The following is a 23,497-nucleotide window of genomic DNA, read 5'->3' on the forward strand; positions in this document are numbered from 1 at the left end:
AAAGTTAGTATTAATAAAGCACTCTTTTTTTCGCCCGAGTAAGAGTTCCTTCCCCAAGGAAGGTTAGCATGGGCATTTTATTATGACAAAAGTAACACCAAGAGGCGCCTATCCACATGTAAAACGTGTAGGCGATTTTATATTTGTTTCAGGCACCAGTTCCCGAAGAGCTGACAATACCATTGCAGGCGTTGATATTATTGACGAGATGGGAACAAAACACCTAAATGCGGAAGTACAAACACGTGAGGTTTTAAAAAATATTGATAAAAACCTACAAACCATTGGCGCATCTATAAAAGACGTGGTGGATGTTTCTACGTTTTTAGTAAACATGAACGACTTTGCGGGCTACAATAAAGCCTATGCTGAATTTTTCGATAAAGAAACGGGACCAACAAGAACTACCGTTGCCGTACACCAATTACCACATCCGGATTTAGTAGTGGAGATTAAGGTAACGGCTTACAGAAAAGAAGAATAAAGAATTAAGACAAAAGAATAAAGACCGAGTAGATCACTATTCTTTTATCTTTTGTCTATCATCTTGAAATCAAATGAACATTCAAAACTACATAAACGGAAAATTCATACCTCCCATTTCTAATGAGTGGATAGACAATTACAATCCTTCAAATGGTGAGATTTACGGACAAATTCCAAATTCATCAAAAGAAGATGTAGAAAACGCCTATATAGCTGCAAAATCAGCTTTCCCTAGTTGGTCTCAAACGACACTAGACGAACGTAGTCGCATTCTCATTAGAATTTCAGAAATACTAGAAGCCAACTTACAACAATTTGCAGAAGCCGAAAGTAAGGACAATGGCAAACCTATTTCTTTAGCTAAAGCCGTGGATATTCCTCGAGCCGCCAGTAACTTTCGTTTCTTTGGAAATGCCATTACGCAATTTTCAAGTGAAAGCCATGAAAGCGTTGGTCAAGATGCGGTAAATTACACTTTACGTCAACCAATTGGTGTTGTGGGTTGTATTTCGCCATGGAATTTACCTTTGTATTTATTTACATGGAAAATTGCACCAGCTTTAGCTGCTGGCAATTGTGTGGTTGCCAAACCAAGTGAAGTCACTCCCATGACGGCTTATTTATTAGGAGAAATTTGCAACGAAGCAGGTTTACCTAAAGGCGTATTGAACATTGTTCATGGTTTGGGTGGTTCAACAGGTCAAGCTATTATTGAACATCCAGATATTAAGGCCATTTCATTTACTGGAGGCACCGCAACAGGCGCGCATATTGCCAAAGTAGCGGCGCCTATGTTTAAAAAATTATCATTGGAATTAGGTGGGAAAAACCCCAATATTATATTCGCAGATTGTGATTATAATGATATGCTGGACACAACTGTTCGGTCCTCATTTGCCAATCAAGGTCAGATTTGTTTATGTGGTAGCAGAATTTTTGTAGAAGCGTCTATTTATGAAAAATTTAAAACTGATTTCGTTGCTAGAATACAAACTTTAAAAGTTGGACATCCATCAGAAGCCGCAACCAATATTGGTGCTTTGGTTTCCAAATCGCATCTTGAAAAAGTGATGGAATACATCCAAATTGCCAAAGACGAAAAGGGTAAAATTCTTTGCGGTGGAAATCAAGTCATTGTAGCAGGTTATGAAAATGGCTACTATTTAGAGCCTACTGTTATAGAAGTACCAACCGACGAATGCCGCGTGAATCAAGAAGAAATTTTTGGGCCAGTTGTTACCATCATGCCTTTCCAAACGGAAGATGCCGTATTACAAATGGCAAACAAAGTTAAATACGGTTTATCAGCGACACTGTGGACAAATAACTTAAAACGAACTATGCGTTTGAGTAATGAATTACAAGCTGGTATTGTTTGGGTGAATACGTGGATGATGCGTGATTTACGAACGCCTTTTGGGGGTGTAAAAGCCTCTGGTGTTGGTCGTGAAGGTGGCTTTGAAGCCTTACGCTTTTTTACGGAGGCGAAAAATGTTTGTATAAAGTATTAAAGATGGGAATTGGCAGAAGAGAATTCACAAAATTAATTGGTTTAGCTCTGACAGGCGCAATAATCGATCCTCTTCAAGCAGTTGTGACTCATAATGAATATTATATAAATAAAAAATTAGGAATCATGTTTACCATTCCTAAATCATGGGGTTTTGTTAAAATTAAAGATTTTGGCAAAATAAAAGACAAACAAATTCTTGATGGTTTTTATGAATCGATAAAAAATGAAGTTTATGAAGATTTAGGAAGTCCTATTTGTATTGTTACAAAATATTACGAAGACCTTCCCGAACATGATGGCTTGTTTTCTCCTTCTATAATACTTAAAATAACACCTAAATCAGAGTTTGATAGTTATGGCCATAAGAATTTTGAAGAATTAATCCATATGTCAAGAAAAAATGACAACTCTGTTTTAAAAGATTATAAAATTGTTAATATTTATGTCCCTTACACATTAAATAATTGTCAATTTTTTGAAGATGACTCAGAATATTTATTTGAACATAAAGAACTCAAAAAACCAATAAAAGTAGAACAAAAGAGCATTAAATTTGAACATCAAAATTTTTATTATCAGTTTAGTTGTCATCAGTCTTTAGAAATGAACGAAAAAGCCGATATTGAATTTGAAGCCTTTAAAAAAAGTATAAAATTAATATGAATCTAAATCTAAACAACAAATACGCATTAGTTTGCGGTAGCACAGCAGGAATAGGAAAAGCAACAGCCATGGCACTTGCCAATGAAGGTGTTCAAGTTACCTTAATAGCTAGAAACGAAGACAAGCTAAAAGCTACTTTAGCAGACTTATCAGATCATAGAAACCACGATTATATAGTTGCCGATTTTTCAAACCCAGACGAATTGAAGTCAAAAGTTTCTGACTATATTTCAAAAAATCACGGATTCCATATATTGGTAAATAACACAGGTGGACCAGCCGGAGGCCCCGTTTTTATGGCAGATTTGGACGAATTTCAAAAAGCATTCACACAACATTTAAAATGTAATCATGTGCTAGCCCAAACGGTTGTTCCTTTTATGAAAGAAGCTGGTTATGGTAGAATTATAAATGTTATTTCTACATCCGTTAAGCAACCTCTTGATGGGTTAGGTGTTAGTAACACCATTCGTGGCGCTGTTGCCAATTGGAGTAAAACCCTTGCCAATGAGTTAGGACAATTTGGAATTACGGTGAATAACGTGCTTCCTGGTGCGACTGGAACGGAAAGATTGACAGAGATTATTAAAAACAAATCAGCTAAATCCGGAAATAGCGAAGAAGAAGCTGCCAACGCAATGAAACAAGCCGTTCCAGCTAAACGTTTTGCCAAACCTGAAGAGTTAGCTGATGCTATTACCTTCTTGGCCAGCGAGCGCGCTAGTTATATTAATGGCATTAATCTTCCTGTTGATGGCGGACGAACTAAAAGTCTTTAAAAAATGATTAAGACCTTTTATATCACAATAGTTTTCATGCTTTTTTCAGGAATAGGTCATGCCCAATATACGCTGAAAAACTATTCCAATGCAGAAATTGATAAACTGCCAATAGTTAAAGAAATTGCTAATTGGATTCAGTATAATCAAATTGATAATGTGATACCTTTATTAGCCAATAAAAATATTATTGATCAGACGTATTTAGATTCAGAAACCACATTTTTATCCCTCGAGTATACTAGAGATCGAATTGATTCCAATACGCATACCACTGTAGTCGATGATCGTAACATTGTTTGGTATGAACGCAACTTTTATAAAAACAGTAAATCGAAATTAAAACCACGCTATCAAATTTACTTTACCGTAGAATTTAGTAACGATTCTTATAGGATAATTGATCTTCGATTTGGCAAGAAGAAAAAAATAAACACGAGTGAATATGATACAAATTGATGCCAAAGTTTGTAACTTTATATCATTCATTTCTTAAAAAAACACAAAATGAGCACCATATTTCCACCTATTAATTTTAAAGCATGGATAGAAGAAAACAGACATCTTTTAAAACCACCAGTTGGCAATAAAGTTGTTTGGAAAGATGGCGATTTCATTGTGATGGTCGTGGGCGGCCCAAACAACCGAAAGGACTACCATTATAACGAAACACCTGAATTCTTTTACCAAATAGAAGGTGACATGGTTTTAAAGGTTATAGAAAATGGCAAACCAAAAGATATTCATATAAACGAAGGAGACATTTTCCTACTACCGCCAAAAGTGCCGCATTCTCCACAACGAGGTGCCAACACCGTGGGATTAGTAATTGAATATCCTCGAGAAAAAGGTATTCAAGATGCCTTACTTTGGTTCTGCGAAAACTGCACCACTAAATTATACGAAGAGGATTTTACCGTTGAGAATATTGAAACGGATATGCCTGTAATTTTTGATAAATACTACGGCGATCAAGCCAAACGAACATGTCCTAATTGTGGCGAAACCATGGAGCCACCAAAAAAAGTACAGATAGAAGACTAAATTATGAAACGAAAACTTCGAATTAACGGCCACTCACACCTACTTCCCTATCCAGAGGAAATTCCCCAATTTATGCAAGACAAGGGTATTTTCTGGGTAGATAAAGACCGGAAATTTATGCTTCAGAAAGATTGGAACAGACCCATTACGGATTCTAGTTTCTTTTTAGATGAAAAGTTAGCATGGATGGAGCGTTTTAAAATAGACCACGCCGTAGTTTTAAATTTATCGCAGTTATACGGAAATGGTTTACGTGTGGAAGAAATGCGAAAAGCCTTGCGTTTTCAAAATGATTTTAATGCGAAAGCACAACGCGAAAACCCAAGTAAATTTACCTGTGGTTTTGTTGTTCACCCTGGTTTTGTAGAAGGTGCCTGTTGGGAAATTGAACGTTGTGTGGAAGAACTAGGCATGCAATTGCTCTGCTTACCAACCCACTATATGGATACCATTGGTACGTGGCGTTGTATTTTTGATGAAGAAAATGAGCCCATTTTTGAATTGGCCAATAAATATAATTTAGCCGTAGAAATTCATCCTTATGATGGTGAAAAGTTCATCAAGTTAGAAAACACCTCTTGGCGTTTTCACTTAATTTGGATGTTGGCGCAATGCGCGGATGCCTATCATTTTTTAACCTTAAATGGGTACCAAGATAAGTTCCCAAATATGCGAACCTGTTTTGCACATGGTGGCCAATTAGCACAAATTAATTTAGGCCGCCGAATTCAAGGGTTTGATGGCAGACCAGATTTATTTGAAGGCAAAAGTCACCCGAGAAAAGCCGTTGGACATAAAAACATCTTTTTTGATACTTTGGTTCATGATACTGGTGGCCTGCAATTATTAATAAAAAATCAAGGCTCCAAACAAGTGTTAATGGGACTTGATGATCCCTATCCACTAGGCGAAATGGAAAGTGAAAAACAATCGTCCTATCCCGGAAAGATTTTAGATCTGGCCATGGAACAAAAAATAATTTCAGAAACCGAACGCGATGCCATTTGGGAAGACAACGTTATCCAGTGGTTGTGTGGTGATGATGAAATAGCGAAACAGAAATTAGTCAACCGGATTTTAGGATAAATTGCCACTATAATCAAGCAAGCAGCTCAACAACAAACAACTCGCAACAGTTAACAATAAAACATGCATTTCCTTTCAGAAGATTTAGATACCTATGTGGTAAACCATTCGGAAAACGAACCTGAATTACTACAACAGTTAACACGAGAAACCTACCAAAAAATTTTGCAACCACGCATGTTAAGTGGGCATTACCAAGGTCGCGTGTTAAGTATGATTTCTAAATTAATCAACCCAAAAACCATTTTGGAAATTGGCACTTATACCGGGTATTCCGCTTTGTGTTTAGCAGAAGGCATGCAAAAGGAAGGCGAACTTCATACCATTGATATTAACGAAGAGCTTGTTGATTTTCAGCGCAAATATTTTGATAAATCTGAATTTGGAGCGCAAATTCATCAGCATTTAGGAAACGCCTTGGATATTATTCCAACACTCAATAAAACCTACGATTTGGTTTTTATAGATGCCGATAAGGAAAACTATTCTGCGTATTTTGAACTGATTATAGAGCGTTTAAATCCTGGAGGCATCATCTTGTCAGACAATGTACTTTGGAGTGGTAAAATACTCGATACAAGCTTTAAAAAGGACGACACATCCACTCCGGCTTTAATTGCATATAACACATTGCTTAAAAACGATCCATGTGTAGAAACTGTTTTATTACCCATTCGTGATGGGTTAACGATTAGCAGAAAAAAATAATAATTCACGACATTTAAAAATGTAAAGCACTTCCCATAAAAGGAGCCTAAATTTTTTGATTAATGTCATTTCTACATACTAATATCTATTATAATCCAACAAAACAACCATGTTTGAGAATACGGAAAATAACAGCTTTTGGAAGACAGGCAACGGTAAAGATTTTCTAGTTTGGGCCAATATCCATGAAGAAAATTTAATATCTAATTATAGCACTCAATTATTTCTTCAGTACGATGATGAGCTAGAAACATTAACAAAAGGGTGGTTAGAAAATGGTGATTTTAAAACCATCATGAAATCTTTACACCAGAATCATGAAAATAAGAACCTACCTTTAAACTATCTGAAATTTAAAAATAATTTGTACCATGTCCCAAATTGGGTTGATTTCGATTTAATTCAAGCAGGCTGTAAACTTTCAGAAAGAAGTGGTCTAAACGGACTCTTGGTTTTACGCAACTTTGCCCTTTTAGGTGGTTATAATTTTGCAAACCTAACCAAGCCTTTAGTTGCTACTGGATCTTTAGAAAAGGGAGCCGCTAACCGCCTTTATAACACACTCAATTTTTGGGTTGAAGTTAGTAGAAGCGATAAAAATGCACATGACAAGCGCTTAAATGCATGCATGCAAACGCGCTTAATTCATTCTGCCTCGCGCTTAATGATTCAAAAAAAACATCCAGAATGGAATAAAGATTGCTATGGCGAGCCCATTAATTATGCCGATATGATTGCTACGAACATTGCTTTCACGGTTTACTACTTATATGGATTACAAAAATTAAATTTCAACTATTCTGAAAAGGAAGAATTAGGCGTTTTCCACCTATGGAAATACGTAACCTATCTTTTAGGTGTTCCAAAGGAACTTATTCCGAACAATAAAATAGAAGCTTTAAGTTTCTTTCATTTTTGGACTAAATACCAAGGGCAACCAGACGAAGATGCTATTAAACTCTCCGAGTCGTTGTTAAATGAAAACACCCCTATAAGTATGTTTAAGTTAGATATTATTAAACGAAATATGGGATATATTCATAAAAGTATTTCTAATTATTTAATTGATGGCAACATCCGGCAAAACTTAAATATACCAGAGGTCCGATTTAAGAATATCATTCCGAAAGCCGTGCAATTGAAGAATCAATTAATTATAAACACAGAACGGGAAATTCAGGAAGGAAGAGCAAATCAGAAAAGTATATTGAATGATTATAAAAATGCCATCACTCAACAGGTCATTTAAAATTCTAAATACAACATTTAGAAAATTATCCTCTCGTGGAATATTCTTAATAGCAATTCATGATGGAGTTATGAACTAGTAGCAAGGTCTATAAACCTATTTATCCTGCAAGCTATCGGAAATAAATTGCTATATTTAATTTTACCTAACTTGGTTGCTATAATAAACAAACCAGCGCATCAATTTGCATGTAATGTGGATGTGTAGTCTGGATTCTAATTTAGCACCTTTATAAATTATGTTTTTATGAAATTAAACTTATTGTCCTGTGAAGCTCAAAGACCAGACAGACGAGCGATAGCCAAATGTATGGTTGAGATTTCAAAAAACATATCTGAATCTCTAGCTAATGAACTCACCGATATCCTATTAGAAGGCGATGCTGTTGCTATTGCCGTATCTGATAAAAACTCGGGTTCGGCATTAAGAGCTTTGCGAAAATTGGATATTGATTATGAGATTATAGAGTAAGTTTATAATTCGTAATAGCTTATCATTTAGCAGAATAGTTAAAACTTGACTTTCTTAAAAAAATTAACGAACTTCGTTTACAACTGATATAAAACATTCAAACGATTTCATATCATAACGTTGTGCCTCATTTAAAAAACTGAACTAATTGAAGATATTTCCCGAAAAAAAGTATTTAATTGACTTAAAGAATGAGAGTTCGAAAACTCTTTCCGACTTGCAGAAGGAAACTTTGTCGGACGAACAATTTATTGTGAAATGGAATAAAATATTTATCGGAAAGGTTAGTCAAAATGGCTTTGAAATAAAATTAGCAAAAAGAATATTTGGCTCATTTTGTGTCGTGAAAGGAAAAATAGAAAACAAAAATGGAATGTTGGAAATTCAAATCAGTAAAATATATAAACTGCTTTTAAGGATTTTAGTTTTATTTCTCATTTCGGGATTTGTTATTTCATTAATTCGGGGCGAATTCGAAACTTCATTAAAAATCATTCTACTCATTTTGGGTTATAGGCTTTTAATTATTGAATTTTGGTTCAGAATGAATTCAAAAAAAAGCATGAATGAATTGACAAAGGTCATCGGAATAATTAAACAAGAAAAAAACAAGGCACAACATAGTATATAAAAAATTGCTATTTTGTGCTTAACCAATGTTAGTTGCTTTGTTTGCTTGCATCTGATTTTCCTTCGGAAAATCCTCGCACACAAACACGCAACATTTCATATACGTAAACGTAAACGAAACTGAAAAATTATAATAAAGAAAATGCTTATCTAATAAAGTAAAGACCCAATATTCTTTTAAAGTTTCCGCCTCACAGACCCCGTAAAATCCTCCAATTCGTCTTTTACTTTATTCAGTTCGTCTTGAACATCTTTGGTAACGCTGGTATCAATGCCATTTTTTTCGGCACTTTTGGTGATTTCAGATTTCAGGTCGTTGGACGCATCTTTAAGCATGCGCATACCTTTACCCATTCCGCGAGCTATTTCAGGAATTTTATCGGCACCAAAGACCATGACTACTATAAATAGTATAAACATGATTTCGGTAGTACCTATAAATAAGTATATGGCTTGTTGTATCACGATGCAAATATAGTAAGTAGTTTGATACGAATAAAAAAAGCCGACTGTTAAAAGTCGGCTTTTAATAAAATATTATAATAATTAATCTTTTTTCTTATCCTTGAACTGATCAAACTGGCTTTGTGTCACTTCTCGTGGCCACGAATTGTTTGATGTATCTACATCAGCTGTCTCTAAATTAGGATCGACAGTAATTTTAACAATCTCCTTATCAGACGCTACTGCTTTGCTTACTTCTTTATCATTTAACCGCCAGATTTGTGCTGGATATTTTTCCATTTTGGTTGTACCATCGGCATAGGTATACTCCACTATAATTGGCATGACTAATCCGCCTGGCTTCTCAAACGTTACGCTGTAGAAATATTTAGGTTGTTTAATTTTAGCACGTTCTTCAGGTGTAAAATTATCCATTACATATTCCTTTAAAGTTGGTGAGTTTTCTAAAAGCGTACCATTTTTCATGTCTTCAGTAAATTCCTCACTTCCTTCTTCAACCATATAAACTAAAGGTGGTAAATCGCTCATTTTCATGCCACGTTGTTTTACCATTTCTTTAATACGTGCATTAGGCTCCGATGAAACATAATATTTTTTCACCTCTTTAACACCCATATCTACATAATCTGTTGTATAAAACCAACCTCTCCAGAACCAATCTAAATCGAATGCCGATGCATCTTCCATAGTTCTAAAGAAATCTTCTGGTGTTGGGTGCTTAAACATCCAACGGTTTGCATATTCCCTAAAGGCATAGTCAAACAACTCACGCCCCATAACGGTTTCTCTTAAAATATTTAGAGCTGTAGCCGGTTTTCCATAAGCATTATTTCCAAACTGATAGGTGTTTAAACCTTTAGTCATAATAGGCGCAATATAATCTTGATCGCCACCCATATAAGGTACAATGTTAGCGGCTGGTCCACGACTTGATGGATATTTATCATGTCCTTCAGATAAAGCGGCTGGATACCACTCACCAAAATCTTGTTCAGCTACATATTGAGCGAAGGTATTTAAACCTTCATCCATCCAAGTCCACTGACGCTCATCACTATTTACAATCATGGGGAAATAGTTATGGCCTACTTCATGGATAATAACACTAATCATCCCGTATTTAGTACGATCGCTGTATTTTCCATCTTTATCTGGACGTCCGTAATTAAAACAAATCATTGGGTATTCCATTCCTTGTTGCTTGGCATGAACCGAAATAGCTTTATGGTATGGATAATCAAATGTCATACGTGAGTATGTTTTTAATGTACTTGCCACGGCATAGGTGGACCACTCTTCCCATAACGGGTTTCCTTCTTTAGGGTACATAGAAACAGCCATGACATCTCTGTCGCCAATTTTAACTGCCATCATATCCCAGATGTATTTTCTAGACGTTGCAAATGCAAAATCTCGAACATTTTCTGCCGAATATTTCCAGGTTTTACTCCCTGTTGCACGACCTTTTTCTGCCTTTTCAGCTTCTTCTTGTGTTACGATAAAAACAGGCTTATCATAGGATTCTTGCGCTTGTTCGTAACGCTTCATCATGTCTTTTGAAAACACCTCTTTACGGTTGGTTAAAACACCCGTTGCATCCATAATATGATCTGAAGGCACCGTAATATTCACTTCATAATTACCAAACGGTAAAGCAAATTCATCACGTCCCCAGAATTGGGAGTTTTGCCAACCTTCTACATCACTGTAAACAGCCATTCTTGGAAAGAACTGTGCAATAATATAGTTTCTATTACCATCTTCTGGGAAAAATTCATATCCAGAGCGTCCACCCATATTTACATAATCATTAATATTGTACCACCATTTGATAGAGAATACAAATTTATCACCTGTACCCATTGCTTTTGGCAATTCAACACGCATCATGGTACGATTTATCATGTGTGGCAATGCTTTTCCGCTAGCATCTGTAACGGCTTCTATTTTAAAACCACCATCAAAACCGTCTGTCATATATTCTGAAGCAAAGCTACCAGCTTGTTGTGCTCCACGCACACCACTACCTTCAATTAAAGGCGACTGTGAATCTTTAGCACGCATATTTTGATCTAGCTGCACCCATAAATACTTTAAAGGATCCGGTGAATTATTAGTGTATGTAATAGTTTCAAAACCGGATATTGTGGCTTTGTCATCATCCAACGTTAAATCCATTTTATAATCTGCTTGCTGCTGATAATAAGCTGGACCTGGTGCTCCTGATGCTGTACGGAACATATTTGGTGTTGAAAATTCATCATACAATTGTTTGAATTTATTATTGTTTGTATGACCTGGTTTACGTTCTGGTTTCTGTTCCTCATCTTGAGCAAATGCTCCAAGGGAAACAAATAAAGCAGATAGAAAAAGGTACTTTAGTTTTCTCATAGTTGGTTTGTATTACTATATAATTGATTGGAAAATTAACACTTTTTTAAGGTAATGAATTACATTAATTAAAGTTTAACATTCCTTTATCATTTTGTTTTATCAGTATAAAGCTATTATTCTCATCATTAATATTGGTTCTTACAATATTTTTCTGGTCAGGAAACAAATCGAATAATACTTGATTACTAACTTCAAATGATTGGATTGAAGGCACATTTGTAATTTCTAAATAACAATACACAATGTCATTTTCATATTCTTTACCTAAAAACAGCATATTAGCGTGCTTGCCATTGATGGTTATCGCCATTTTTTCAACAAGATATTTTCCAATATATTGGTTTACATTTTTAGACTCACTTTTGGCTGCTAATGTTACAGTTTCGTCATATCTTGTGCGAATTAAACGCTCGAAATCATCTACAAATATTCGGGTTATAATTTGAACGGATTGTTTTTCTTTTACATATTCAATTTGCGTAATACTCACATAATATTTGTGTGCTGACGAAAAAGCTAGAAGTGGAATAATGGCTAAAATGAATAGGTATTTAAGTAATTTCATTTATTTGTGATTTTTAAAATGCTAATGTAGTTATTCATTGGGTTCAAAAATTATTCCATCTTAAAATTACGGATACTTTATGTTTTTATTATCATAATAAATAAACAGCTTTTCCTTAAGATACTCATAGTGATTAACCGCTGATTTGTTTTTACAACGTTCTAGAAAGTCTGGTTGTTCTGAAACAAAAAAGAGAAATTCCATAACATATACATCCTCCAAAGGGTAATCGGCAAAAACAGTTTCCGAAATATGGGTTTTTAAATGATACATAAGCGCTTCTTTTTCTTCTAATTGCACAAACGTTTTCATTTCTTTGGTTCTACCGGTGATAGCATTAATAACCGGAACCAGCCTAATTGAAGCTCCTAAACCTCCTAAAGAGCCACCGAGTTTTGGGTCTAAATCGCCAGCATCTTTTAAATGTCGTTGTGTCTGTGTTAATGGTTTGCCTTGATAACTGGGAATACCCGCTTTTTTAGATGTCATGGGTTCGCCTTCCACATTAGCCACATCAGAATTCATATTTCCCGTTAAAACTTTTCCAACGGTTACCTCATCTAGTTTATTTAAGTGTTCCAATAAGGTAATAACTACTGTTCCGTTTTTATAAGTTTCTTGGTCCACCATAAGCATTTGCAATTCATGCTGAAGGGACGAAAAAATTAAGGTATCCTGTAACTTGACTTCAATTTCAAACAGTCCAGAACTATTAGTAATAGTGTTCTTTTTTGATGATTTATTAATAACATGAACATTCTCGGCATCTTGAGATGTTAGTACTTTTCCCCGAAGCATTTTAGTTTGCGCAACCACATGGTGATGCGTAAAGCCACAAACCAAAATCACGATACATAGGAATTTACCCATAACACGTTCACCTTTTTATATTTTGTTTATAGCGTTCCAATTTTTCAACTAAAAACTGCAAAACATCAATTCCATTTATACTTTTACAACGCTCTAAAAATTTCGTATCTTCAGAACAAAAGTAAAAATAATCCATACGCAAAGCTGGTTCTAATGGATAATTAGTAAACAAATCAGCTTCATGAGCCACGCGAATTTTGTGCAAAAGCTCATCTTTCTCTTCGAGCTCTGCTTGCCTTTTATAGCGTTTAATGTTGCCATTAATGGTATTTACCAGCATGCCAATCATACCACTTTTAGCATAACTTAAACGCCTTTCGGTTTGGGTGGGCATTTTTCCTTGATAACTAGGAATACCTGCTTTTTTAGCTGTCATGGGTTCGCTTGCTATGGATTGAACATCTTGCAATAAATTACCTGAAAGCACTTTTCCTACCAGCACTTCATCCAGCATATTTACTAAAGGCTCCAAAAACACCTGAATTTGTTTCTCCTGAAGCATTTCAGCGTCTACAACCAAAGAAATTAATTGATGCTGAATAGATGAAATTATAATGACATCATTCAGCATTCCCGGAATTACAAACGCGCCAGAAGCATTGGTAATGGTGAATTTTTTTGATGTTTTATTAATGACATGAATATTTTCAGCATCTAAATTTGTGATAACCTGACCTTCCAAATCTATAGTTTGAGAAAACATATTTGCGGTGAAAATAAATAGTAAGAATCCAAATCTAATCGCTTTCATGAGTATTAGCGATTTTTAGATTTTGTTTGAAAACGCGTAATTTTTCAATTAGATAATTCAAAATTTCAATAGATGATTTGTTTTTGCAACGCGCTAAAAAATCTGGTTGTTCGGAAGCAAAGTAAAAATACTCCATAACATATTCTTCTGGTAACGGATTTTCAGTGAACAAATCGTTAGAAAGCTCGTTCTTTATATTAAACATTAAATCGTCCTTCTCCTCTAATTTAACCTGTTTTTTCAACTTTTTGGTTCTACCCGAAATGGCATTTAAAATAGGATTGAGCGGAATGATCCCGCCTCCCGTAGTCGCTTCGTTTAATTTGCGTTCGCTTTGGGTTTTTAGCGGTCCTTGATAACTGGGAATGCCTGCTTTCTGAGATGTCATCGGTTCCTCTTCAACACTAGAAACATCTAACACCATGTTCCCTGTTAATATTTTTCCAACGACTACTTGATCCAATTCATTTAATTGCTCTTCTAAAGTAACCACCAAGGTTTTATTTTGTATAATTTCAGCATCTATTAAAACAGATGTAATTTTATGTTGAATAGATGTAAAAATTAACGTATCATTTAAAGTTGCAGAAATCTGAAACGCCCCATCAGCATTAGTGATCGTAAATTTTTGTGCCGTTTTATTAATAACGTGAATGTTCTCTACGTCTGTTGTACTTTGCACTTTCCCGGATAGCACTATAGTTTGCGCGTAACTTTGTTGAACTGTAACCAACAGCAATAAAAGAAATAATTTAATTCTGCCCATTAGTTTGTTTTAAAAACAATTCGCTTTGTTCCTGCAAGAACTCCATACGATTCAATTCGTTTTTCTTTCCTAACATACTGACTTCAAATCCGTTTTCCAAACAAAATGCAAAAAATGGTTCAACCTGTTTTAAAGGAATATTGTACGTTTCATTAATGTATTGTGGTGAATAAATATCGGCTAAATCCAATGGTCTTTTATCACGAAGTAATTGAACAGATTCTTTTTTTAAAGGTGCATTTAATAATTTATTGATTCCAAAAATATTTGCAAAATTCAACCCATTATAAAAAACACCAGGATCGGCAGCTATATTTTGTGGTTTTGTAAATTCATCTTCACCAAATTCCAAATTGCTCAAATCGCCAAAACTCATAAGAATTGCTTTTTGAGTTTCGGCATTTATAATATCAACTAATAAATCGCCTGTTAACTTGGATGGCAACAAAATTACTTCACTTAAGGTATTAATAGCTTCCACTAAAAATAAGCGCAGTTTTTTAGAATCAATAACATCTTGAGTTATCACAACTGTTCGTGCTTCATATTGTAAAGCCGAAACCTCCAACACATCTTTAATAGCCACTTCCATGATAAAATCACCATCAATATCCGCAATGGTTCCTTTGTTAGATGAAATATTAAAAATGGTAACACCTTCCACATCGCTATTCGCTATAATTTTCCCTTCCACTTCAACACGTGTTGTATTTTGAGAAAAAACAGTTCCAATTGTAAATAAGAAGAGAAATCCGAGTAATTGATGTTTCATAGTGGTAGGTTTAGTTGTGATAAAGAAACTATTTCAAATCTTAATTAAAATGCAAATAGTAGATAAACTTTTGTTAAATCCAATGTTTACTTAAATTTACAAAAATTTGGCTTATGAAACAATTACTTATTGCAAGCACATCAACTATTCATGGTAGTGGATATTTAGATTATTTATTGGAAGAATTGCAGGTGTTTTTTAAAAATTGCCAAACTATTTTATTTATTCCTTATGCACGACCAGGCGGTATGTCGCATGATGAGTATACCCAAAAAGCACGTGAGGCTTTTCAAAAAATTAATAAAAACGTGATTGGGATTCATGAGTTTGAATCGGCTACAGAAGCAATAAATCAAGCTGAAGGTATTTTTACAGGTGGAGGTAATACCTTTGTTTTGCTTTCTCAATTGTATAAAAACAACTGTATGGAAGCTTTAAAAAATGCCATTCATGCCGGCACACCTTATTTAGGAACTAGCGCTGGCAGTAATATTTGCGGTTTAACTATTAATACCACCAATGATATGCCTATTATATATCCGCCAACGTTTAAGGCACTAGCCTTTGTACCATTTAATATTAATCCTCATTATCTAGATCCCATCCCGAATACCAAACACATGGGTGAAACCCGCGAAACACGAATTAAAGAATTTCATGCATACAACACATTTCCTGTTGTTGGATTACGTGAAGGTAGTTGGTTAGAAGTAAAAGGTAAATCCATCACCTTGAAAGGAACTTTAGATGCTCGAATTTTTGAATATGAAAAGGAACCTTATGAAATTAAAACGGATACTAGTTTACAGCATTTAACATAAGTATGACAACTAATTTCCATAAAATAGACCAATTTAACTATTGTGTTAAGCCTATTTCTGCTGAAGAAACCTATGCTGTTAGGCAACCGGTTTTAAGAGCCGGTAGACCTATTGAAGATTGTGTTTTTAAAGGTGATAAGTTAGCATCAACATGCCATTTAGGATTATTTTATAAGGAAACTATTATTGGCGTTGCCACGTATATAAAAAATAAAAACGCAGTTTTTCCTGAAGAACTACAGTATCAATTACGAGGTATGGCTATTTTAAAAAATCATCAACAAAAAGGCTTGGGAGCACTTTTAATTCGGGCAGGTGAAGCGAAATTATTAAAAATGAAGGTTGACAGATTATGGTTTAATGCGCGCGAAGTGGCCACCAAATTCTATGCAAAGCATGGCTATCAAATTGAAGGAGACAGCTTTAATATTGAAAGTATTGGTATTCATTTTTTGATGACTAAAAAACTATTTTACGTGTGAAAAACAATTTAAAGCAACCTGCTGTTTTTAGACCTCAATTATAAACTCACGAGCATTTTCAGGCTTAATTTTGAAACCAAAGAAATAATAAACGCCTATCTTTGTGCTTTAAATTATTAGCATTTTTACCATGGATAAAAAAGTGATATTAATGATTTTAGACGGTTGGGGGAAATCTCCCGACCCTAAAGTTTCCGCTATAGATCATGCCAACACACCATTTATAGATTCTCTATATTCTAAATATCCACATGCTAGTTTACGAACCGATGGCTTGCATGTTGGACTCCCTGAAGGTCAAATGGGAAATAGCGAAGTGGGTCACATGAATCTTGGCGCTGGACGCATTGTATATCAAGATTTGGTGAAAATTAATTTGGCCGTAAAGAATAATACCCTCAAAGACGAGCACACCTTAATTGATGCCTTTAACTACGCAAACATTCATAACAAACCTGTTCATTTTGTAGGTTTGGTAAGTGATGGTGGTGTGCATTCTCATATTAATCATTTATACGGATTAATAGATGCTGCCAATCAAGCCGGTGTTACCAATTCGTATGTTCATGCCTTTACAGATGGTCGTGATGTAGATCCAAAGTCAGGTTTTGATTTTATTTCAAAATTAGAAAATTTCATAATTAATTCACCAACCGAATTAGCCAGTATTACGGGTAGATATTATGCCATGGATCGGGATCAACGTTGGGAGCGTATTAAGTTAGCGTATGATGTTTTGGTGAATGGCATAGGAACTCCGGCAAAAAATGCCACGGACGCCGTTCAACAAAGTTATGATGCCGGTATTACAGATGAGTTTATAAAACCTATAGTTATGGTTGATGCGCAAAATCAACCAAAAGCAACCATCAAGGATGGCGACGTAATAATCTTTTTCAATTTTAGAACAGATAGAGGTCGTGAGTTAACGGAAGCACTTTCGCAAGTGGATTTTCATGAGCAAAATATGCATAAGCTTAATTTGTATTTTGTAACCATGACGAGTTATGATGACACTTATAATAATGTTCACGTCGTGTATCATAAAGACAATCTAAATAATACGCTTGGCGAAGTTTTAGAAAAACACAATAAGAAACAGATTCGGATTGCCGAGACTGAAAAATATCCGCACGTAACATTTTTCTTTTCTGGTGGTCGTGAAACACCGTTTACAGGTGAAACTCGAATTTTAAGAAACTCCCCAAAAGTAGCTACCTACGATTTAAAACCCGAAATGAGTGCCTACGAATTGCGTGATGCTTTAATTCCAGAATTGCAGAAAGGCGATGTAGATTTCGTCTGTTTAAATTTTGCAAATGGAGATATGGTTGGTCATACAGGTGTTATGGTTGCAGCAATAAAAGCTTGTGAAGTTGTGGATACGTGCGTTAGAGATGTTATAACAACAGCGCTTGAAAATAACTATACCACATTACTAATTGCCGACCATGGTAATTGCGAGACCATGATAAATCCAGATGGCTCACCAAATACAGCACATACCACAAATCCAGTTCCAATAATTTTAATTGACAAGGATTTAAAATCTATTAAAGATGGGGTTTTGGGCGATTTAGCACCAACAATTTTAAAACTCATGGGAGTTCCGCAACCGGAAGCCATGACGCAACATCCTCTTATATAAGCTTAATTTTGTATTTTAGGAATTAGATGTAATCTATGAATTTCACCGATAAACTTATTATAGCCGTCGATTTTGATGGAACTATTGTAGAAGATGCCTATCCAAAAATTGGAAAGCCTAAACTATTTGCTTTTGAAACACTTGAACGCTTGCAAAAAGAAGGTCACAGAATAATTTTATGGACATATAGAAGCGATATTCGTTTAGCAGAAGCTGTTGCGTTTTGTAAAGAAAATGGCTTGGAATTTTATGCTGTAAATAAAAGTTTTCCGGAAGAGCAATTCGATTATACGAAAAGCCGAAAAATCCATGCGGACATTTTCATAGATGACAGAAATATAGGCGGTCTTTTGGGTTGGGGTGAAATTTATCAATTGCTTGCCAACCCAAAGTACCATCCTCATAAACTTGCTAAAAAGAAAGGATTATTTTCCTTTTTTAGAAGATAAAATCTATCCTCTTATTAATTCAAAGTAACTTTTATCAACAGTCTCTTGATGATCAGGATGTGCTATATTTACTAATGCCTTTACGCGTTCCTTAATGGTTTTCCCGTATAAATTGGCAATACCGTATTCCGTAACCACATAATGCACATGCGATCTGGTTGTTACAACTCCTGCTCCAGGTTTTAAACTCGGCACAATACGGCTAATTCCAGATTTTGTTGTAGATGGCAAAGCAATAATTGCTTTTCCGCCTTCACTTAAGGAAGCGCCACGAATAAAATCCATTTGCCCACCAACACCAGAATACATATGTACACCTATTGAATCCGCACTAACCTGTCCAGTTACATCCACCTCTATTGCCGAGTTTATCGCTACCATTTTAGGATTTCGTTTTATTATAGAGACATCATTTGTGTAATTAGAAGCCCGCATTTCTACAAATGGATTATCATCTACATAATCATAAAGTCGCTTGGAACCCATTAAAAAAGTTGTTAAAGCACGACCACGATTAATGCCTTTATAGTTTCCGTTAATGACATCGTTCAAAATTAAATCAATAACACCATCGGAAAACATTTCCGTATGCAGGCCTAAATCTTTATGATTCGTTAAGCGTGTTAAAACGGCATTTGGAATATTACCAATTCCCATTTGAAGTGTACTTCTATCTTCAATTAAACCCGCTACATGGGTTCCAATTTTACTTTCAATTTCGGAAGGCGTTACCATGTCATGCGTTGGTAAAGCTTCATCACAATCTACAAAAACATCAATTTCAGAATGGTGAATAATTCCCGCGCCATGGGTTCTTGGCATTTGTACATTTACTTGTGCTATAACAACATCTGCATTATCAATAGCGGCTAACGTTGCTTCAACAGAAACACCTAAAGAGCAATAACCATGTTTATCAGGTACGGACACATGAATAAAAGCATATTGTAAATCCACAATATTACGTTTAAAAAGCAAAGGTAATTCACTTAAAAAAACAGGCGTATATGAACCGTTTCCTGCTTTCAAGGTGTGCCGCACATTTTTTCCTATAAAAAAGGAATTCACATGAAAACTATCCCGATATTCTGGGTTCGCATAAGGGGCATCACCTTCGGTGTGTAGCTGACAAATTTCTACATTGCGTAATTCTTCATGTCTTTCTGTTAAAGCACGAAGTAAAACTTGCGGTGCTGCGGCAGCTGCTTGAATATAAATTTTACTATTTGATTTTACGATTTTTACGGCCTCTTGCGCCGAAACTGACTTATACATAGGTTCCAATTTTAAAGTGCAAAGTTCGAGAAAAAGAATGAACTAAAAGCTGTCAAAAGTCATATTCCTAAAGATTACATAGCTTGTTTAAATTAAGTATCTTTGCCCATATTTTTGAATTATGATTATAGTAAAAACAAGAGAAGAGATAGAATTAATGCGTGAAAGTGCTTTAATTGTATCTAAAACTTTAGGAATGCTTGCCAAAGAGGTAAAGCCGGGTGTTACCACATTACAATTAGATAAATTGGCCGAAGATTATATTAGGGAGCAAGGTGCTATACCTGGATTTTTAGGCTTGTATGATTTTCCAAATACGCTTTGTATGAGTCCAAACTCACAAGTTGTCCATGGGTTCCCAACAAATGAACCTTTGCAAGAAGGCGATATTATTTCTATAGACTGTGGTGCCATAAAAAACAACTTTTATGGTGATCACGCCTACACATTTGCTGTTGGCGAAATAGCTCCTGAAATTCAAACGCTTTTAGATGTTACCAAGCAATCTTTATATGAAGGGATTCGTGAATTTAAAGTTGGTAATCGTGTTGGAGATGTTGGTTATGCTATTCAAAAATACTGTGAAGACAGAGGTTATGGTGTGGTTCGTGAATTAGTAGGACACGGCATAGGCCGTAAAATGCATGAAGATCCCGAAATGCCAAACTATGGTAAACGTGGTCGTGGCAAGAAGTTTGTGGAAGGCCAAGTAGTTGCTATTGAACCTATGATAAACATGGGAACTCATAGAATAAAACAACATCGTGATGGTTGGACCATTACTACTTTAGACAATAAACCGTCGGCTCATTTTGAACATGATGTAGCTATTGTTGATGGCAAACCTGAATTGCTTTCTACGTTTGGATATATTTATGAGGCTTTAGGGATTGTGAGTGATGAGGAGGATGCGTTTAGGCAGAAGGCGTTAGTGCTTTAACAATGAAGCAACTTTTTAAAACAATTCTTAACGTTATTCCTAGACCTATATTAATTAGGTTAAGCTATTTAGCACGTCCTATTTTAGCTTTTTTCATGAAAGGCAATACCTATACAGACCCTATTGATGGCAAAAGTTTTAAAGCGTTTCTACCATACGGTTACGGGAACCAGCGTGATAATGTGCTATCACCTTCTACCCTTTCTTTAGAACGCCATAGATTACTTTGGCTTTATTTACAAAATGATACCGATTTTTTTACCGCTAAAAAAAGTGTGCTTCATTTTGCACCAGAACAATGTTTTTTAAAACGCTTTCAAAAACTTAATAACCTCAACTATACAACAACAGATTTAGAGTCGCCAATTGCAGATGTGAAAGCAGATATCTGTAGTCTTCCCTTTGAAGACAATAGTTATGATATTATTTTATGCAATCATGTTTTGGAGCATATTCCAGATGATACTAAAGCCATGCAAGAATTGTTCAGAGTTATGAAACCTGGTGGTTATGGCATATTTCAAATTCCACAAGATTTAAATCGCGATAGTACTTTTGAAGATGATAGCATTACCGATAAAAAAGAACGTGCTGCCATTTTTGGGCAATATGATCATGTTAGAATTTATGGTCGTGATTATTTTGATAAACTCCGAAACGTGGGATTTAAAGTTGAAGAATTGGATTATACCTCTAAACTTTCTGATGCTGAAATAGAACGCTATTGTTTGGCCAAAGGCGAAATTATTCCGGTTGTTTATAAATAAAGATTGAATGGCAACTTATCATAGGATAAAAGCCGAAAGGTGCGCAGAATTTTACAGAGAAATCTTGCCTTTTTTTAATAACCAATACTGATTTTATAGTTAGAAAATTTTAACTATTAATTTAAATAGTACTTAAACTGAACTTCTAAAACCAACTAAAATGACACATCAAATTATAATTGCAACAGCTGCAATTTTTGGAATGTTAGCCGTAATTTTTGGTGCCTTTGGCGCACATGCTTTAAAGAAAACATTATCTCCAGATCAATTACAAAGTTTTGAAGTTGGCGTGAAATACCAAATGTATCATGCCTTTGTATTATTAGCATTAGGTTTTAGCCCTTACACCGTAACCGCCACAACCTACTGGTGCTTTACTATTGGTATTATTTTATTTTCTTTCAGTATTTATGGATTGGTATTATCTGATGCTATAGGAAAAAAGCTTCGGGTTTTAGGACCAATCACACCTATTGGCGGCTTGCTTTTAGTTGCTGGCTGGTTTTTGATACTGGTTAATGTGTTTTTATTGGTAATTTAAAACGGAATGATAAATAAATGCTGTTTAAGCTATTTATTTTTGAGCTCCTGAATTTCCAACATTATTTTTAATTAAAAAATCTTCCAAAACTACCAAGGACTTATCTTTAAAAATTAAATGGTCCTTTCCGTCCACTTCCTTAAGAATTTGAAAAGTGCCATTCGTGTTTTTGACAAATTTCGAATTCCCAGAATATGTACCACTTTTATTTTCTAAAGTTTCAAATTTAACGCCTTCAGTATCGATCCATAAACTATTACCGTCCTCAATAATTTGATATTTCCCAGAACAAAAAGGCCCTACAAATTTATAATACGAGGCATCAAACATTTTTCCATTGTAAGTGTTTAAAAACCCATGAAGATCCTTTTTACTATTATAAATAGGATGTAAACCTCCACCAAGCGCATTTCCTATGGTGTACCAATTTTTATCCATTCTAATTTCCAAATCACCATTGAATCTATCAATAATATCATTTTTCTTCATGGTCTTTAATTGATCTTCCATATCGGGATTGGCCATATATTTTTTCGTGTTTAAATCGTAAATAAACACATTGTTGGCATTACTTGGGTAGGTTACTAGCATACCATTTGAGCGCGGTAACATAACATGTCCGAAATCATAAGCTTGCGGTAAAAATTGGGTAACGCTTGGTAATTGGTAACCGTCTTTAGAAGCCGCGTTATATGCATAAATTCGTGTAGGATGCTCTACATTATCTAATAAAAGAACAAAGCCATCATATTCTATAGCATCTTTATACGTATTTGCCTCTACCAAAACTTGACCTAAATGATCCATAATTCCAACATTTCCACCCTTAAAATAAACAGCTATGTTATATGAATTAAAAGCACTAATACTATCCATATTAATTAAAAAGGTTTCGTATTCTGCGGTCCAAATAGCTGTTAAAGAATCTAACCGTCGTTGTTGCCTTTCCTGCTCCAATTTTTCAAGTCGCAATTTTTCATCTTCAATAGCGATGGCTTCCATAGCTTCTTCAATATTTACATACATTAATAACATATCCTGATATTCGGAGGTTTTGTTATCTGGATTCAAATCAAAATACAGTTGGGTTAAAATTTTAGCTTTTGTATAATCTCGAACCTCATTACTAACCATAGCGCCAACTCGCGCTACATTACTATCTTCAATTTCCTTAATATAGCGTCTAGCTTTACTAAAGTATTCCAATGCGCTATCTAAATCGCCTTCCAATAAACTTGCTTCGGACTTCTCGACATAAATAGCACCAATTTCGGCATCAGATTGTGAAAAAACAGGCAGTGCTAAAAACAACAGGAATACAGGAGTAAATAAAAATTTCATACAAACGATTTAATTAGAAAA

27 protein-coding genes are annotated in these 23,497 nt (G+C 35.0%); 18 read left to right on the forward strand and 9 right to left on the reverse strand.

From position 1 onward, the window contains the following. Positions 1–82 precede the first annotated feature (82 nt). The 11 genes from ACFPH8_RS13795 (at position 83) to ACFPH8_RS13845 (ending at position 8,630) form a co-directional block, all read left to right on the forward strand. Entirely contained in the window at positions 83–484 is a 402-nt protein-coding gene (locus ACFPH8_RS13795; RefSeq protein WP_248395546.1) for a RidA family protein, read from the forward strand. 73 nt (positions 485–557) lie between these two features. After that, positions 558–1,997: an aldehyde dehydrogenase gene (locus ACFPH8_RS13800; protein WP_376861809.1), complete on the forward strand. Its 1,440-nt coding sequence runs from the start codon at positions 558–560 to the stop codon at positions 1,995–1,997. A gap of 2 nt (positions 1,998–1,999) precedes the next feature. After that, positions 2,000–2,662 (forward strand): hypothetical protein, encoded by a 663-nt coding sequence (locus ACFPH8_RS13805; protein ID WP_376861811.1) that lies wholly within the window; start codon positions 2,000–2,002, stop codon positions 2,660–2,662. After that, positions 2,659–3,441: an SDR family oxidoreductase gene (locus ACFPH8_RS13810; RefSeq protein ID WP_376861813.1), complete on the forward strand. Its 783-nt coding sequence runs from the start codon at positions 2,659–2,661 to the stop codon at positions 3,439–3,441. The genes ACFPH8_RS13805 and ACFPH8_RS13810 overlap by 4 nt, the downstream gene beginning before the upstream one ends. Positions 3,442–3,444: 3 nt before the next feature. Further along, on the forward strand, positions 3,445–3,900 hold the full coding sequence (locus ACFPH8_RS13815; protein WP_376861815.1) for a hypothetical protein: 456 nt from the start codon (positions 3,445–3,447) through the stop codon (positions 3,898–3,900). Between the two features lie 48 nt (positions 3,901–3,948). After that, a complete protein-coding gene (locus ACFPH8_RS13820; protein WP_376861817.1) occupies positions 3,949–4,485 on the forward strand; it encodes a 3-hydroxyanthranilate 3,4-dioxygenase in 537 nt (178 codons plus the stop codon). Positions 4,486–4,488: 3 nt separating this feature from the next. Next, positions 4,489–5,571 carry an amidohydrolase family protein gene (locus ACFPH8_RS13825; protein WP_248395553.1) on the forward strand — a complete coding sequence of 361 codons (1,083 nt, stop codon included), beginning with the start codon at positions 4,489–4,491 and terminating at the stop codon, positions 5,569–5,571. Between the two features lie 63 nt (positions 5,572–5,634). Continuing rightward, entirely contained in the window at positions 5,635–6,279 is a 645-nt protein-coding gene (locus tag ACFPH8_RS13830) for an O-methyltransferase (protein WP_376861819.1), read from the forward strand. Positions 6,280–6,388: 109 nt separating this feature from the next. Then, positions 6,389–7,528, forward strand: a complete 1,140-nt coding sequence (locus ACFPH8_RS13835) for an oxygenase MpaB family protein (RefSeq protein ID WP_376861821.1) — start codon at positions 6,389–6,391, stop codon at positions 7,526–7,528. Between the two features lie 246 nt (positions 7,529–7,774). Next, positions 7,775–7,999 (forward strand): hypothetical protein, encoded by a 225-nt coding sequence (locus ACFPH8_RS13840; protein ID WP_376861823.1) that lies wholly within the window; start codon positions 7,775–7,777, stop codon positions 7,997–7,999. Between the two features lie 148 nt (positions 8,000–8,147). Then, entirely contained in the window at positions 8,148–8,630 is a 483-nt protein-coding gene (locus ACFPH8_RS13845; protein WP_376861825.1) for a hypothetical protein, read from the forward strand. 176 nt (positions 8,631–8,806) lie between these two features. Here the strand turns inward: ACFPH8_RS13845 and ACFPH8_RS13850 are convergent, their stop codons facing one another. From ACFPH8_RS13850 to ACFPH8_RS13880, 7 genes are all read right to left on the reverse strand, one after another. Further along, positions 8,807–9,094: a Sec-independent protein translocase subunit TatA/TatB gene (locus tag ACFPH8_RS13850; RefSeq protein WP_256476048.1), complete on the reverse strand. Its 288-nt coding sequence runs from the start codon at positions 9,092–9,094 to the stop codon at positions 8,807–8,809. Between the two features lie 81 nt (positions 9,095–9,175). After that, entirely contained in the window at positions 9,176–11,485 is a 2,310-nt protein-coding gene (locus tag ACFPH8_RS13855) for a M1 family metallopeptidase (RefSeq protein WP_376861827.1), read from the reverse strand. A gap of 64 nt (positions 11,486–11,549) precedes the next feature. After that, positions 11,550–12,053 carry a DUF6702 family protein gene (locus ACFPH8_RS13860; protein WP_376861829.1) on the reverse strand — a complete coding sequence of 168 codons (504 nt, stop codon included), beginning with the start codon at positions 12,051–12,053 and terminating at the stop codon, positions 11,550–11,552. A 66-nt stretch (positions 12,054–12,119) separates the two neighbouring features. Beyond that, the gene (locus ACFPH8_RS13865; protein ID WP_376861831.1) at positions 12,120–12,923 is read right to left on the reverse strand and encodes a peptidase associated/transthyretin-like domain-containing protein; all 804 of its coding nucleotides are present in this window, start codon (positions 12,921–12,923) and stop codon (positions 12,120–12,122) included. A gap of 7 nt (positions 12,924–12,930) precedes the next feature. After that, positions 12,931–13,674 carry a peptidase associated/transthyretin-like domain-containing protein gene (locus ACFPH8_RS13870; protein ID WP_376861833.1) on the reverse strand — a complete coding sequence of 248 codons (744 nt, stop codon included), beginning with the start codon at positions 13,672–13,674 and terminating at the stop codon, positions 12,931–12,933. After that, positions 13,661–14,440 carry a peptidase associated/transthyretin-like domain-containing protein gene (locus tag ACFPH8_RS13875; protein WP_376861835.1) on the reverse strand — a complete coding sequence of 260 codons (780 nt, stop codon included), beginning with the start codon at positions 14,438–14,440 and terminating at the stop codon, positions 13,661–13,663. Before ACFPH8_RS13875 ends, ACFPH8_RS13870 begins: the two co-directional genes overlap by 14 nt. After that, positions 14,427–15,212: a hypothetical protein gene (locus tag ACFPH8_RS13880; RefSeq protein ID WP_376861837.1), complete on the reverse strand. Its 786-nt coding sequence runs from the start codon at positions 15,210–15,212 to the stop codon at positions 14,427–14,429. Before ACFPH8_RS13880 ends, ACFPH8_RS13875 begins: the two co-directional genes overlap by 14 nt. 113 nt (positions 15,213–15,325) lie before the next feature. On the opposite strand from ACFPH8_RS13880, the gene pepE reads away from it, so the two are divergent. The 4 genes from pepE (at position 15,326) to ACFPH8_RS13900 (ending at position 18,612) form a co-directional block, all read left to right on the forward strand. Next, complete coding sequence (pepE, locus tag ACFPH8_RS13885; protein ID WP_376861839.1) at positions 15,326–16,033, forward strand: dipeptidase PepE; 708 nt, start codon at positions 15,326–15,328, stop codon at positions 16,031–16,033. A gap of 2 nt (positions 16,034–16,035) precedes the next feature. Further along, positions 16,036–16,515 (forward strand): GNAT family N-acetyltransferase, encoded by a 480-nt coding sequence (locus ACFPH8_RS13890; RefSeq protein ID WP_376861841.1) that lies wholly within the window; start codon positions 16,036–16,038, stop codon positions 16,513–16,515. A gap of 130 nt (positions 16,516–16,645) precedes the next feature. Then, positions 16,646–18,163, forward strand: a complete 1,518-nt coding sequence (gene gpmI, locus ACFPH8_RS13895) for a 2,3-bisphosphoglycerate-independent phosphoglycerate mutase (protein ID WP_376861843.1) — start codon at positions 16,646–16,648, stop codon at positions 18,161–18,163. A gap of 35 nt (positions 18,164–18,198) precedes the next feature. Continuing rightward, the gene (locus ACFPH8_RS13900; protein WP_376861845.1) at positions 18,199–18,612 is read left to right on the forward strand and encodes a BT0820 family HAD-type phosphatase; all 414 of its coding nucleotides are present in this window, start codon (positions 18,199–18,201) and stop codon (positions 18,610–18,612) included. Positions 18,613–18,615: 3 nt separating this feature from the next. Here the strand turns inward: ACFPH8_RS13900 and ACFPH8_RS13905 are convergent, their stop codons facing one another. Beyond that, positions 18,616–19,887, reverse strand: a complete 1,272-nt coding sequence (locus ACFPH8_RS13905; RefSeq protein WP_376861847.1) for an acetyl-CoA hydrolase/transferase family protein — start codon at positions 19,885–19,887, stop codon at positions 18,616–18,618. A gap of 121 nt (positions 19,888–20,008) precedes the next feature. Here ACFPH8_RS13905 and map point away from each other — a divergent pair, with 121 nt between their 5' ends. From map to ACFPH8_RS13920, 3 genes are all read left to right on the forward strand, one after another. Continuing rightward, the gene (gene map, locus ACFPH8_RS13910) at positions 20,009–20,827 is read left to right on the forward strand and encodes a type I methionyl aminopeptidase (RefSeq protein WP_376861849.1); all 819 of its coding nucleotides are present in this window, start codon (positions 20,009–20,011) and stop codon (positions 20,825–20,827) included. Between the two features lie 2 nt (positions 20,828–20,829). Continuing rightward, positions 20,830–21,594 (forward strand): class I SAM-dependent methyltransferase, encoded by a 765-nt coding sequence (locus ACFPH8_RS13915; protein ID WP_376861851.1) that lies wholly within the window; start codon positions 20,830–20,832, stop codon positions 21,592–21,594. 160 nt (positions 21,595–21,754) lie between these two features. Then, positions 21,755–22,135: a DUF423 domain-containing protein gene (locus ACFPH8_RS13920; RefSeq protein WP_376861853.1), complete on the forward strand. Its 381-nt coding sequence runs from the start codon at positions 21,755–21,757 to the stop codon at positions 22,133–22,135. 33 nt (positions 22,136–22,168) lie between these two features. Here ACFPH8_RS13920 and ACFPH8_RS13925 read toward each other — a convergent pair whose 3' ends face one another. After that, positions 22,169–23,476 carry a hypothetical protein gene (locus tag ACFPH8_RS13925; RefSeq protein ID WP_376861855.1) on the reverse strand — a complete coding sequence of 436 codons (1,308 nt, stop codon included), beginning with the start codon at positions 23,474–23,476 and terminating at the stop codon, positions 22,169–22,171. Positions 23,477–23,497: the final 21 nt, after the last annotated feature.

This window comes from Bizionia hallyeonensis (assembly GCF_042657385.1).
In the GTDB taxonomy this organism is placed as follows: domain Bacteria; phylum Bacteroidota; class Bacteroidia; order Flavobacteriales; family Flavobacteriaceae; genus Algorimicrobium; species Algorimicrobium hallyeonense.